Source organism: Hymenobacter coalescens, assembly GCF_054783195.1.
The window spans coordinates 352898-366854 of sequence record NZ_BAAGRA010000007.1; the positions used below are offsets into that span (position 1 = coordinate 352898).

Here is a 13957-nt window from a genome sequence, read left to right on the forward strand (position 1 = left end):
GCTGCCCTCATGTCTACCCTGCCCGATATTGCCACCGAAGCCCATATTCAGCAACTCGTCGACCGGTTCTACGACAAGGTCAACGCCGACGAACTGCTCGGGCCCGTCTTCAACGCCTTAGCCCGGGTGCACTGGCCCGCGCACCTGCCCGTCATGTACGATTTCTGGAGCTCGGTGCTGCTGGGCACGGCCCGCTACAAGGGGCGCCCGTTCCCCAAGCACATGGCGCTGCCCATCGAAAAACCGCATTTTCAGCGCTGGCTGCAGCTGTTCTACGCCACCGTGCAGGAACACTTTGCCGGCCCTAAAGCCGAGGAGGCCAAGGTGAAAGCGCTGAACATTGCCACCATGTTCGAGTACCGCATGCGGCCCAAATCCGCGCTTTCCATTCTCTAGGCAAACTCCTCCACGGACATTCCGCGGCGGTTTCGCCCAAAGCACAAGCGGCCCCGGCTTGCTGAAAGCCGGGGCCGCTTGTGCCGAATGAAATACGGATATGCCGCCTAGCTCATCGGCTCGATGGTTTCGATGCTGCCGTCGGGGCGATACTTCAGCTCGGTCACCTTCACGTTGCGCAGGTGCGTCTTGCCCGACAGCTCCGTGTCGTGGTAGAAGAGGTACCACTTGCCCTTGTGCTCCACGATGGAGTGGTGCGTGGTCCAACCCTGCACCGGGTTCAGAATGACGCCCTGGTAGGTAAACGGCCCGGTGGGCTTGTCGCCGGTGGCGTACACGAGCAGGTGCGTGTCGCCGGTGGAGTATGAATAGTAGTATTTGCCCTTGTACTTGTGCAGCCAGCCGCCCTCGAAGAAGCGGCGCTTGGTGTCGCCGGCCAGCAGGGGCTTGCCATTTTCGTCCAGAATCTTTACTTCCTGCACCGGGCCGGCGAAGGAGCGCATGTCCTTGCTCAGGCGGCCCACCCGCGGCCCGTAGGCCACTTCCTCGGCCGGTTGATTGGGGGATACTTTCTCGTCGTACTGCCCGCTGCGCCAGCGCTGCAGCTGCCCGCCCCAGATGCCGCCGAAGTACAGGTAGCTCTGCCCGTCGGTATCGGTAAACACGTTCGGGTCGATGCTGTACGAGCCGGCCAGCGGCTTGGGGTCGGCCTTGAACGGGCCGGTGGGCGAAGTGCTGGTGGCCACGCCGAGGCGGAACACGTCCTGCTTGTCCTTCACCGGAAAGTACAGGTAATAGGTGCCGTTCTTGAACTCCGCGTCGGGCGCCCACAGCTGGCGGCCGGCCCAGGGAATGTCCTTGATGTCCAGGGCCACGCCGTGGTCGGTCACCTTGCCGCCCACGCTGTCCATCGACAGTACGTGGTAGTCGCGCATGGCGAAGTGGGCGCCGTTGTCGTCCTCCGGGATGCCCACGTCGATGTCGTGCGAGGGGTAGATGTAGATGCGGCCGTTGAACACGTGGGCCGAGGGGTCGGCCGTGTACATGCCGCTGACCAGCGGCTTCGATAGGAAGATCGGCTTGGCGGCTGTGGCCGGTTGTTGGCTGGTCGAATCAGGGGCCGCGGTAGCCGTAGTTGTTTCCTGCTGGCCTGAATTACTCTGGCAGGCACCGGTCAGCAGCAGGAATACCGCCCCGCCAAGGGCGAACAGGCGCGTAGTGGAATCGGGAAAGAAGTTCACGTGGTTTGGAAAGATGGTGGCAAGGATGCGCAAGAAAAAACGCCGCACCGGTAATCAGACCTATCGGGGTAGGTTCCGATACAACCACATTCGCAAACTGATTGACTTAAAGAGGATTGTTGAAGACCTGGCCCGGTTTACACCAATTGCCGGCGCGTTTCCGGTGAAGCTCAAAAGCGGCGGTGCCACTCAGCGGCTGGCGGGTGGCCGTCATCGTACCCACCCGCACACCGCCACGGCGTAACGCCAAATAGGTTCAGGTACGGGTTTCGGGCTCGTTGGCAGCCAAGGTGCAGGGCCGGGCTGCAGCATGAGGCCCAACGTGCGTCCCGGCCTACTGCTCGTTTAACTTCCAGTTGTAGTCGAGGTAAGTAATCTTGGCCGTGGGCAACATCGGCGTGGTCGAGTACCGGTTCACCCACTTCGCTACTGATTGGCCGTTCTGGTTCCAGTCGCCCTTGTACCAGTCGAAGTATTTGGACAGCTGCGCACTTTCCTTGCCCACCTTGTTCTTGGCCGGGTTGCGGAGGAAGTCGCGGCCCTGGTCGTCAAGCTGTTGGTTGAGCTTCACGGCGGTGTAGGCTTCGTTGCGCAGGCGCGGGCAGCTGATGGAAGCGCATACCAGCGCGAAGTGAATCCGCGGGTCGTTGTACTGCTTGCGCAGCGTGCCGTGTTCGATGTCGTCCAGGCTCATCTTCTGGCCGCCAATGCTGAAAAACTCCGCAGCCCACGGCGTGGTCACGAAGGGTATCTGGATTTTGGAGCCGATGTCCTTGATGCTCTCCAGCGGGTAGTGGTTCAGGATCAGCTTAATGGTGTAGGCGTTGTAGGCATTGATCCAGTACGCCATCTGCTCGGCTTTGCTCCAGCTGGCGGCCGGCGGATTTTTGCTCAGCTGCTCCAGGTAGTGGTTCAGCTCCTGCTGGTCACCCTGCCACGCCTTGTAGTTCACGAGTCCTTTGGGGGTGACGTACTTTTTGAGGAGCCGGTCGTAGGCCGAGTGGTCGACCGGAGCGGCAGCGGTAGCCAGCTCCGGGCCGGGGGTAGGGGCCACGAAGGAGACCAGAGCAGCGCCCACGACACTTGCCAGCAGTACGGTCAGGATGGTTCGGCGCATAGCGGTAGGGTTGGGTTTACATGTACGAGAACAAAGCCGGCAGAAGATTGTCCACGGAGCACTGTTCCCGGCCTGACCGCTTCGTATGGATAGAAGCGCTTGTGCAACGCGTACGCTTATCGGACGGAAGAAAAGCGTGTCACCGGAGGCCCCAAAAGAGAATCAGCCACCCGGACCTGCGTCCAAGTGGCTGATTCTAAGTGAGCGGGAAACGAGGCTCGAACTCGCGACCCTCAGCTTGGGAAGCCCGTTGGCTGCTCTCAGAAAGTGCCTCTACGCGCCGGAAAGGCCGTTTCGGTCACAGCCCGTCGCACCCATTTCCTACCGCCGCCTTCACTTGTAGGCACCGCTGTAGGCACCGCCGCAGCGGCTCATTCCGATGAGCAAGACGACGGAACACAAGGAAGGACAGGCTACTGTCCGCATCATCTACAAGGTCGGCAAGACGCTGGCCGATGGCTCGCACCCTTTCATGGTGCGCATCACCAAGGACCGGAAGCAGGTCTTCCGTGCCACGGGCCTCTCACTCCACCCCAAGTACTGGAACGCCGAGAAGCAGGAAATCCGCCGCAGCTACCCCGAGCCCCAGCGCACGGAGTTGATCCAGGCGCTGCAGCGCTGGGAGCAGAAGTACACGGATGCAGCCCGCTCGCTCGCCGGCAACGACGAGCAGCACGACGCCACCGCCGTGTTTTCCCAGGCCGCCCAGGAGCGGCAGAAGCTCCGCCGCATTCAGTTGCTGGCCTTCATCGACGAGCTGGTGGCCGGCATGATGGCTGCGGGCCAGGTCGGAAACGCCACGGTGTATCGGGACATCCGCAACCAGCTCGCCAAGTTTCTGGCAGCCGAGTTCGACGTTGCCGACATTCCCTTTGAGCGGGTGACGGTGGCTTTCTGCAACCGGTGGGAGAAGGCGCTGCGGGCCACGGGCATGCGGGAAATCACCCTCTCACTACGTTTCCGGACGCTGCGAGCCGTGCTCAATAAGGCCATTGCCAACGAGGATGCCAAGCTGGAGCACTACCCGTTCGCCCGTACCGCGGCCGAGCGCCACAAGTTCAGCGTCGGCAAGTTCGATGTGAGCACCACCAAGCGGGCTGTCAGCCGGGATGCGCTACGGCGGCTTGAAGCCATCGACCCGGCAACGGCGCGGCTGCAGCGGGCCAAGGACGTGTTCCTGTTCTCGTTCTACGGCGGAGGCATCAACTTCGTGGACTTGGCCCAACTGCGTTGGCGCAACCTGACGGTGGGGGAGGACGGCAGCTGGCGGCTGCGCTACGAGCGGCAGAAGACCGGCGGCAAGTTCGTGCTTAAGCTGGTGGCGCCCGCCGTGGCTATCCTGGAGCGCCACCGCCCGGCCACGGGTGCCACACCCGACAGCTACGTGTTTCCCGTCCTCCACACGGAGCAGCACCGCACCGCCACCCAGATCAAGAACCGTCTGCACAAGGTGCTGAGCCAGGTCAACAAGGATCTGAAAACGCTGGCGGAGCTGGCCGGAATTGCCACATCCTTGACGACATACGTGGCCCGCCATTCCTTCGCGACCAGCCTCAAGAAGGGCGGCGTGGCGACCAGCCTTATCAGCGAGGCGATGGGCCACAAGTCGGAAGCCGTGACGGCCATCTACCTTGACTCGTTCGACGCTGACGCGCTGGACTCAGTGTTTGAGCAGCTGCTGTGAAAGTTGGGCGCAGGTGCTGGAAGTCTTCCGGGCTTTCAGCACCTTGCGCTTGGGGCCTTGTCGGCCACCGCCTCATCTATCCAGCTACCCGCTATTGCACATGTCCATCGACGGCTGCACCCACACGTTCTCCGATCTGGCCCAAACCGTCCTCCCGGCGCACATGGCCCGGCTGAACGAGGCCATCCAGCATCCTTGGCCGGCGTCGGACTTCTCACAACCCGGCCAGGGTGTGGCAACACTGGCGAAGCGGTGGGGCGTACCGGCAGACTTCAGCGGATGCTACGTGCTGCTCGACGGAACCACGCCGATCTACGTAGGAATCTCCCGGGGCGTGCTCAACCGCCTACGGCAGCACATGCTTGGCAAGGACCATTTCAGCGCCAGCCTGGCCTTCGCCGTTGCCAGGAAGCGGCACGGCAGTCCAAAGGGCACCCGCAAGCAGTTGATGAACGCCGACGAAACTCCCGACTTCGGTACTGCTTTCGAGCAGGCGCAGTTGTACCTTCGCGGCCTTTCTGTCAGCGCCATCCGCATCGACAATCCCCTCGAATTGTACATCTTCGAGGCCTACGCTGCGATGGAGCTGGAAACCACGGAATGGAACACGTTCCGCACCCACTGACCCATGATTACCGGAGAACTACGTAGCAAGATTGACCGTGTGTGGGAGGCCTTCTGGACGGGAGGCCTGTCCAACCCCATCACCGTCATCGAGCAGATGACCTACCTGCTGTTCATCCGCCGGCTGGATGACCTGCACACCCAGCGCGAGCAGAAGGCCGCCTTCCTCAAGAAGCCCATCGAGAATCCCGTATTCCTGCCGCTTGAGAACGAGCTGCGGTGGAGCTACTTCAAGAACACCGACCCGGACGTGATGTACCGGCTCTTCACCCGCAACGGTGGAGTATTCGATTTCCTGAAGAACATGGGCTCCCGTGAGGGCACCTTCGCCACCTACATGAAGGGCGCCACCTTCATGATTCCGACTCCGCGCCTGCTGGCCCAGGTCGTCGACATGCTGAGCGAAATCAACATGGACGACCGCGACACCAAGGGCGACGTGTACGAGTACCTGCTCAGCAAGATTGCCACGGCCGGCCAGAACGGACAGTTCCGCACCCCGCGCCACATCATCAAGATGATGGTGGAGATGGTGCAGCCCCGGCCGGACGACATCATTTGCGACCCATCGGCGGGGAGCTGCGGCTTCCTGGTGGCGGCCGGCGAGTACCTGCGCGAGAACCACGCCGCCGAACTGCTCAAGCCCGAGGTGCAGAAGCACTTCCAGGAGAAAGCGCTGATGGGCACCGAGTTCGATCCGACCATGATCCGCATTGGGGCCATGAACCTGATGCTGCACGGCATGGACAACCCGCACCTGCGGCAGGTGGACGCGCTAAGCGAGGACAACGCCGGCTTCACCAACGTAGCCACGGCGATGCTCGCCAATCCCCCGTTCAAAGGCTCGCTTGACCGGGAGGTGGTAGACCCCAAGCTGCTCAACATTGTGGACAGCAAGAAGACCGAGCTACTGTTCCTGGGCCTGATCCTGAAAGGCCTGCAGCTGGGTGGCCGGGCCGCGGTGATTGTGCCTGACGGCGTGGTGTTCGGCAACAGCAAGGCCCATCAGATCATCCGCAAGACGCTCATTGAAGAGCACACGCTCACCGGCGTGGTGTCCATGCCATCCGGTGTTTTCAAGCCCTACGCCGGGGTGAGCACCGCCATTCTGCTTTTCACCAAGACCGGCGTCGGTGGCACCGATCAGGTGTGGTTCTACGACATGCAGGCTGACGGCTACAGCCTCGATGACAAGCGCAACCCGGTGGCGGAAAACGACATTCAGGACGTGGTAGCTCGGTGGCACACCCGTGACGCCGAAGCCGGCCGCACCCGCACCGACAAGAGCTTCCTCGTGCCGGTGGAGGAAATCCGCCGCAACAACTACGACCTGAGCATCAACCGCTATAAGGAGGTGGTGCATGAGCAGAAGCAGCACGATAGCCCCGAAACCATCATTGCCCAGATTGAAGCGCTAGATGAGGAGCGTCAGCAGCTACTGCAAGAACTGAAGGCCATGGTTGCACTTGAATTGCAAACTGCATGAGCTGCCCTCAAGTGAAAATCGGGGAGGCTTTCGAGCTCATTCGCAACGGCGTGAGCATCAAGCAGGAGGCTGGCAAGGGCGGTATTCCCATCACCCGCATTGAGACCATTGCGAGCGGAATCATCGATACTACGAAGCTTGGCTACGCTGACGTGACTTCTGACGCCTACGCGGGTTACTACCTGCGTGAAGGTGATATTCTGATGTCCCACATCAACAGCTGGGCGCATCTGGGCAAAACTGCTCTCGTGCGTGAGCTTTCGGAGCCAATCATTCACGGGATGAATCTGTTGCTTCTGAGGGCAAGTCCTGACCAGACTGATGCCACATACGCGAAGCACTATTTCACCTCGTCGGCCTTCAAAGCCAAGCTCCACAGGATTTCGAACCAGTCTGTCAACCAGTCAAGCTTCGCCGTCACGAAACTCAAGGAGCTGACACTACCACTTCCTTCACTGCCCATCCAGCGGCGAATTGCAGCTACTCTCGATAAGGCCGACGCCCTCCGTCGCAAGAATCAAGAAATACTGCAGAAGTACAACGAGCTGACACGGAGCATCTTTCACGAGATGTTCGGTGACCCAATTGAGAACTACAAGAACTGGAAGGTGACTTCACTGGGAGAACTGGGCAGCTGGCGAAGCGGCGGGACTCCATCGAGGGCAGATGCGACCTACTTTCAAGGAACCATTCCCTGGTTGTCCTCAGGCGAATTGGAGCAGATGTACATTGGCACCAGCAAAGAGCATATCACCGAAGAGGCGGTGAGAAACTCGGCGGCCAAGATTGTCTCGCCTGGAAGTTTGCTGCTCGGTATGTATGATACGGCTGCGCTGAAGTCCTCAATCACCACGCAGAACCTGACTTGCAACCAAGCCATTGCCTTCGCCAAATTGGACGACGGGCGCTGTTCTACGCCATATGTCTACTTCTACATCCAATTCGCGAAGGAGCACCTGAAGCGAGGTCAGCGCGGCGTGCGTCAGAAGAACCTGAACTTGTCCATGATCAAGGAGTTGCCGGTGATTATGCCCCCGCTTGACCTGCAACGCGAGTTCGAGCATCAGACTCGGCAAATTCTGCTGCAGAAGCGCCTCGCTCAGAAAGCCGCCGAACAGTCCGAGCACCTGTTCACTTCCCTACTATCTAGCTACTTCGAGTGATGTCCAACTTCTCGTTTCTATCCGCCGAGTGGAGCACGCTAGCTCCCACCCTGCAACAAGCTGAACAACATGTCTACACGGCCGCGCCCTACGCGGCGGTGCTGTGCCGCAAGGCTCTGGAAGAGTGGGTGCGGTGGATATACGAGAACGACGCGGACCTTGAGGAGCCCTACGACACCTCGCTCAACGCCCTGCTGCACCAACCGGCCATGCGCGAGCTACTGGCCCCTGGCCTGTTCAAGCAGGTCAACCTAGTACGCAAGCTGGGTAACGACGCGGCCCACAGCACCATCACCGTGAGGCCGGAGCAGGCACTGCACGTCCTGCAGCTCATGCACGGCTTCACGGCCTGGGTGGTGAACATGTATAGCGCCGAGCGTGTAGCCGTGCCGGTCTTCGATGTGGCATTGTTGCCCCAGGACACGCCGGCTGTCAAGTACAAGGAGCGGATTCAGCAGATGGAGGCGGCGTTCCTGCAGACCCAGGAGCTGAACCGCCAGCTGCAGGCTGAGCTAGACCGCGTGAAGGCCGCCAAGGAGTCGCACGCCAAGCTGCCGCCGCCGCTCGACCCCAACGAGGCCATCACCCGCAAGCTCTACATCGACCTGCTGCTGAGTGAAGCAGGCTGGGACCCCAACGGCCCGAACGTGGCCGAATACAAGGTCTTGGGCATGCCCACCGCCGATGGGCAGAACAATGGACCCGGCCGCGTGGATTACGTGCTCTGGGGCGAAGATGGCAAACCGCTGGCCGTGGTGGAAGCCAAGCGCACCAGCAAAGAGCCCAAAGCCGGCCAGCACCAAGCCAAGCTCTACGCCGAATGCCTGGAGCAGGCGCATGGGCAGCGTCCGGTCATCTTCTACACCAACGGTTTCGAGACCTGGCTGTGGGACGATGTGGCCTACCCGCCCCGGCGCGTCCACGGCTTCTACAAGAAAGACGAGCTGGAGCGCCTGATTCAGCGCCGGACGACGCGGCAGGCCTTATCGGACGCACCGGTGGATGCGGCCATTGCCGACCGTTACTACCAGATTGAGGCCATCCGCAGTGTAGCCCGCGTGCTGGAAGGTAAGGGCCGGGAGTCGCTGCTGGTGATGGCCACTGGCACCGGCAAGACGCGCACGGCCGCCGCCCTCATCGACGTGATGAGCAAGTGCGGCTGGGTGAAGCGTGTGCTGTTCCTGGCCGACCGTACCGCCCTGATCTACCAGGCCAAGAACGCGCTGACCAAGACGCTACCCAACCTGCCCGCCGTGGACCTCACGCGGGAAAAGGAGCACGCGCAGGCCCGGGTGGTGTTCTGCACCTACCAGACGATGATCAACCAGATCGACCAGAGCTACGATGCCCATCAGCGCACCTTTGGCATCGGACACTTCGATCTGATTATCTTCGACGAGATTCACCGCTCCGTCTACAACAAGTACAAGGCCATCTTCGAGTACTTCGACGGCTACCGGGTGGGCCTCACCGCCACGCCCAAGAGCGAGGGCGACCGGGACACCTACCATCTGTTCGGCCTGGAGCCGGGCGTGCCCACCTTCGCCTACGAGTTGGAGCAGGCCGTGAAGGACGGCTATCTGGTACCGCCGTTCAGCATGTCAGTGCCGCTGAAGTTCCACCGCGACGGCATCCGCTACGCCGACCTCACCCCGGCCGAGAAGCTGCAGTACGAGGAGAAGTTCGCCAACCCACTGACGGGCGAGTTTCCCGACGAGGTAGACGGCGGGGCCCTGAACACCTGGCTCTTCAACGAGGGTACCGTGAACCAGGTGCTGGCCTACCTGATGCAGAACGGCATCAAGGTGGCCGGCGGCGACCGGATCGGCAAGACCATCATCTTCGCCCGCAGCCACGCCCACGCCAAATTCATCGAGGAGCGCTTCAACGCCCAGTACCCGCAATACAAGGGCGAGTACTGCAAGGTCATCGACAACTACGAGACCTACGCCTACGACCTGCTCAAGAAGTTCTCCGAGAAGGACAGCGCCCCTCACATCGCCGTGTCGGTGGACATGCTTGACACCGGCATCGACGTGCCCGAGGTGGTCAACTTGGTCTTCTACAAACCGATCCGTTCCAGCGCCAAATTCTGGCAGATGATCGGCCGCGGTACTCGCCTATGCCCGGGCCTTATCGGAGACGAGCAGGACAAGCAACACTTCCTCATCTTCGACTTCTGCGAGAACTTCGAGTTCTTCGGCCAGAAACCCCAGGGCAACGAGACGCGGCAGGGCAAGTCGCTCACGCAGCGGCTGTTTGAGCAGCGCCTCAAGCTCATCTTCCACCTGCAGAAACGTACCGAGCCGGAGCACCAGCAGTACGCCGACGAGCTGCGGAAGTACCTGCACCAGCAGGTCGAGCAGCTGGAAGACGAGAGCTTCCTCGTCCGACAGCACTGGCGCGTGGTGGAGAAGTACCGCGACGTACATTGCTTCAACGCCCTCAACGAGTTGCAGATCAAGGAACTTATGGACCACATCACGCCCATCGTGTTCGAGCCGGAGGACGATGAGTTGGCCAAGCGGTTCGACCAGCTCTGCTACTCGATGGAGCTGGAGGTACTCATGAAAGGCTCCACCCCTGCGCATCTGGTAGAGGAAGCCCGCGCCCTGGCCGACTCGCTCTCCAAACGCGGCTCCATCCATCAGGTGGCGGCCAAGATGGACCTCATCAAGCAGGTGCAGGGCCAGACCTACTGGACCGCGCCCACGCTCCCGCAGCTGGAGCACCTGCGCCAGGACCTCCGCTCGCTGATGCGCTTCATCCAGACGGAGAAGCGGCCGCCCGTCTACACCAACCTCGACGACCAGGTGTTGCCGTCGTTGGTGGCCGAGCCAGCCATGGTCAAGCTCGCCAGCCTCAACCTCGAAGCCTACCGCAAGCGCGTGGCGCAGTACCTGATCGAACACCGGACGAGCACCGTCATCCACAAGCTGCGCACCAACCAGGCCATCGGCCTGCCAGAGCTGCAGCAGCTGGAAACCATGCTCTTCGACCAGGGCACCGTTGGTACCCGCGAGCAGTTCGAGAAGGCCTACGGCAAGCAGCCGCTGGGCAAGTTCGTGCGCTCCATCGTCGGGCTAGAGGCCAACTCAGTCAAGGAGGCGTTCAGCTCCTTCATCAACAACCCGTCGATGAACGCGCAGCAGATTCGCTTCCTGGACCTCATCGTGCAGTACCTGAGCAGCAACGGCTACCTGGAAACCGAGACGCTGTTCGAGGCGCCGTTCACGGAGGTATCCACTCACGGTCTACTCGGCGTGTTCAGCGAGGATCAGGCCACGGAGGTGGTTTCCCTGCTTGAGCGCGTGAACCAGTACGCCGAGGCGGTGTAGAGCCGCAGATACTAGCCTATGGGTAGCACCAGTCAGTCGATTCCTGTTCCAGACTTGGCCGCCAGCAAGTGCCAAGAGCCCATCTGCTATTTCAAGCTGGACGAGACGATGTTCGCGGAACAGGTGGCCGGCCCGATGCCTGTGTTTCCGGACCTGACTATTGAGGAAATCCACCTGCGAGACGACGAGTACCTCGACGCAAGCACCAACCTTGCCGGGGTGGACCCGTTCCGCCAAGACACCACCATCCTCAACTTCCAGGTAGGCACCGGCAAGACTAAGGTGCTGTTCGACTACATCGAGCAGTACCAGAATGCAGAGCAGGAATACACCATCTTCTACTGTGCTCCGTTCCTGCGGCTGCTGGGCGAACTTTCCGGCGAGTTGAGACGACGTGGCATCATCTACTTCGACTGTACCCGCATTACGGGAGGCGAAGATGCCAGTTCGGCGACGCCTGACAACTTCAATCGGAGCGTGCAACTGATGACGCCCGATTTTCTGCTCGGCAGCGGCGGCAAGAAATCAGCGCGGCAATCCACCGGCAAGGCAGACTACAAAATGGAGCTGCTCAAGCACCTGCGAGCTGTGCATCGTCGGGTGGTGCTCATCATTGATGAGGTACACGAGCGGCCTCAGGTATTCGCATCTGCCTACCTGCCGCACCTGCTTGCGTGGCGTGGCTTGGTTCACAAGGCGTTCATTGCCAGCGCCACCTTTTCCTATGACTCTGTAGCAGTAGCCAAGGCCGTTGCACATCTGACCGGCCGCAAAATCGCAGTATACCAGGCAGATCGACAGAAGCGAGCTACCCAAGCGCGTCTGCATCTTCACCTCTGCGCGCATCCGTACAGCGAGAAGGAACTGGAACCGCTGGCGGGTTTGGCCGAGGTAGTTGGTCGCTACCCGGAGCGCCGTGTGCATGTGCTGACAGCCTACAAAAGCATGGCGAAGAAGCTGCATTCGGGACAAGGTGGCCCAGTTGCCAGCGCATTGAAGAGCCGGCTGCCAGTTCCAACGCTGCTGACAGGAGAGAGCAGTGCCGCCTTCCACGAGTCCAGAAATACCATCGGGACCACCTTCAAAACCGGCGTCAACATCACCCGGACGGATGGTGTGCTCATCATTGTGTTGCCTGGAGCGGCTACGGACGGGACCATGGAAACCAGGCTCGGCACATTCACCGACATGCGTTCGGCTGTTGTTCAAGCGTTTGCGCGTCTGCGCAATGGAGGGGACATTCATGTGTTCATGCCACCCTTCAAGCACTACATCGACAACGCAAATCCGGGCCTGAACCTGCTCTGCAGTATGACGCTCAATCGCCTAGTGGGCGGCGGAGCTCAAAACGCCGACACGTATGCGACTGAACGAGAGCTGCTTCAAGATTTCACCGAGCTGCATGAGGAGCGACTCAAATTGCTGGAGGGTTTTCGGGCAGATCCATCAGTCGATGCCACAACTCAGGCTTCGTACGAACGCTACATCGGTTTTGAGACGCTGTACGACTTCCTAGTGACCGAGTATCCTAGCCACAAGGACGCCGCGTTGGAGGCTCGCGGGCAAGAGCTACCCGCACTCATCTTGTGGATGGCGCTACATGAGCAATTCTCCAACTGCTCCTTGGAGTCCATCACCGTTGAGCGCTACACACCGCCCACCACTGTGCTGCCAGCCGCCGACAAGATGAGCGCTTTCATCGAAGACGCAATCAAGCATCGGCGCGACCAGTACCATCCAACAACGCTATTCGATGGCATCGAAGCGGTGTTGCAACTGCTAGACGAAAAGCCTGACGGTGGAAATGGTCGGCTCTTCGTGTATCGCACTCCTCTACTGTCCAAGTCAGAAAGGCTGACCATCGGAGAGTTGTTCGAGCGGTTCCCAGCTGTGGCCGAGAAGGTCACGGAAGTGGCTGAGAACTGGGTGCATCCGGGGCGGATTCAGCAGAAACGTCTGAGGTTTGGGCAGCATGTCACTGAGGCCAAGGATTGGGATTGGTCAGCGCCCAAAAGTCGCGAAGACTACTACTCAAGAGTGCAGCATGCCTTGGGTAGCGCAGTTCGCGAAGTGCTGGAGCTTGCCAAAGAGCTGGGTTCCAGCCTATATCTGCCCGCGAATTTCGAGGATCATCTTCCCCAGGAATCACAGTTGATTTTGGCCCACTTGGTCAGCGCGCTTCGTGCCGTGGAGTCGCATGATCCCAACCTTGGCAGCACTTGGCTCTACTTTCCGCGAGACTCCAAGATGCCTGCTGCGAACAGAAAGTCAGAGCCCGCACAGCCTAGCAAGCCGCGTGAGGATGCCGAGTACTGGTCGATTGCCGTCGCTTTGGTGCGTCAGCAACTCGGGCTGGTCAACAAACAACCGTCCAAGCGCGGGCGGGAGAACCTGTTTGGAGTCGACACGCTGCACATCAAGCTGGACCCAGCAGTGGTAGCGTCGGTACGGTGAGGCGTCACCTCCTAGCGGCACCTCATCTCTGACAACTGGAATCTTCCAGCACTCCTAGTAGGAGGTCTGCGAAAAATCCAGACAGCAGAGGCCCGGGCCAGATCGAGCACAAGCCAAGCCCTCTCGAAACCCGAAAGCCGCCTCCCTGTTGCCCGATCCGGCCTTCGGTTTCGCCGGGTGATGACGCCCCCCGGCATGCTGGCATGGACACAAATGCGCGTACACGAGAGGGAATGCTCACGCCAAATCCCAGCCTTCCTCAGTCTGCAGCCAGATGGCATGAGGCAAAGCTCTGACCAACAGCTAGAGATGGCTACCACGCAGGTCTGAGAGCTAGTCAATCTACCTTGCCCTCGGCTCCTCCAACGTGGGGCTTTGCGTGATGACCTGACTTCATCAAGTCGCAAGAGCAATTCGGAGCCCCGGTGCCCCAGAAAAATTTCTGGAAAAATTT

General features: G+C 60.4%; 10 protein-coding genes. 8 read left to right on the forward strand and 2 right to left on the reverse strand.

The annotated features are described in order from the left end of the window. The first annotated feature begins 9 nt into the window (after positions 1 to 9). Positions 10 to 396: a group III truncated hemoglobin gene (locus ACYVKQ_RS07010; RefSeq protein ID WP_460577043.1), complete on the forward strand. Its 387-nt coding sequence runs from the start codon at positions 10 to 12 to the stop codon at positions 394 to 396. Between the two features lie 107 nt (positions 397 to 503). Here the strand turns inward: ACYVKQ_RS07010 and ACYVKQ_RS07015 are convergent, their stop codons facing one another. Beyond that, a complete protein-coding gene (locus ACYVKQ_RS07015) occupies positions 504 to 1637 on the reverse strand; it encodes a glycoside hydrolase family 43 protein (RefSeq protein WP_460577045.1) in 1134 nt (377 codons plus the stop codon). A gap of 25 nt (positions 1638 to 1662) precedes the next feature. Between ACYVKQ_RS07015 and ACYVKQ_RS07020 the strand changes: the two genes are divergently transcribed. Further along, positions 1663 to 1881: a hypothetical protein gene (locus ACYVKQ_RS07020; protein ID WP_460577047.1), complete on the forward strand. Its 219-nt coding sequence runs from the start codon at positions 1663 to 1665 to the stop codon at positions 1879 to 1881. A gap of 90 nt (positions 1882 to 1971) precedes the next feature. Here ACYVKQ_RS07020 and ACYVKQ_RS07025 read toward each other — a convergent pair whose 3' ends face one another. Further along, a complete protein-coding gene (locus tag ACYVKQ_RS07025) occupies positions 1972 to 2754 on the reverse strand; it encodes a DUF547 domain-containing protein (RefSeq protein WP_460577049.1) in 783 nt (260 codons plus the stop codon). A 379-nt stretch (positions 2755 to 3133) separates the two neighbouring features. Here ACYVKQ_RS07025 and ACYVKQ_RS07030 point away from each other — a divergent pair, with 379 nt between their 5' ends. The 6 genes from ACYVKQ_RS07030 (at position 3134) to ACYVKQ_RS07055 (ending at position 13503) form a co-directional block, all read left to right on the forward strand. Then, complete coding sequence (locus ACYVKQ_RS07030) at positions 3134 to 4438, forward strand: site-specific integrase (protein WP_460577051.1); 1305 nt, start codon at positions 3134 to 3136, stop codon at positions 4436 to 4438. Between the two features lie 100 nt (positions 4439 to 4538). After that, positions 4539 to 5063 (forward strand): GIY-YIG nuclease family protein, encoded by a 525-nt coding sequence (locus ACYVKQ_RS07035; RefSeq protein WP_460577053.1) that lies wholly within the window; start codon positions 4539 to 4541, stop codon positions 5061 to 5063. Between the two features lie 3 nt (positions 5064 to 5066). Next, complete coding sequence (locus tag ACYVKQ_RS07040; protein ID WP_460577055.1) at positions 5067 to 6548, forward strand: type I restriction-modification system subunit M; 1482 nt, start codon at positions 5067 to 5069, stop codon at positions 6546 to 6548. After that, positions 6545 to 7711, forward strand: a complete 1167-nt coding sequence (locus ACYVKQ_RS07045; RefSeq protein WP_460577057.1) for a restriction endonuclease subunit S domain-containing protein — start codon at positions 6545 to 6547, stop codon at positions 7709 to 7711. Before ACYVKQ_RS07040 ends, ACYVKQ_RS07045 begins: the two co-directional genes overlap by 4 nt. Continuing rightward, a complete protein-coding gene (locus ACYVKQ_RS07050; RefSeq protein ID WP_460577059.1) occupies positions 7711 to 11049 on the forward strand; it encodes a DEAD/DEAH box helicase family protein in 3339 nt (1112 codons plus the stop codon). The genes ACYVKQ_RS07045 and ACYVKQ_RS07050 overlap by 1 nt, the downstream gene beginning before the upstream one ends. 54 nt (positions 11050 to 11103) lie before the next feature. Next, positions 11104 to 13503 carry a DEAD/DEAH box helicase family protein gene (locus ACYVKQ_RS07055; RefSeq protein ID WP_460577061.1) on the forward strand — a complete coding sequence of 800 codons (2400 nt, stop codon included), beginning with the start codon at positions 11104 to 11106 and terminating at the stop codon, positions 13501 to 13503. Positions 13504 to 13957 lie beyond the last annotated feature (454 nt).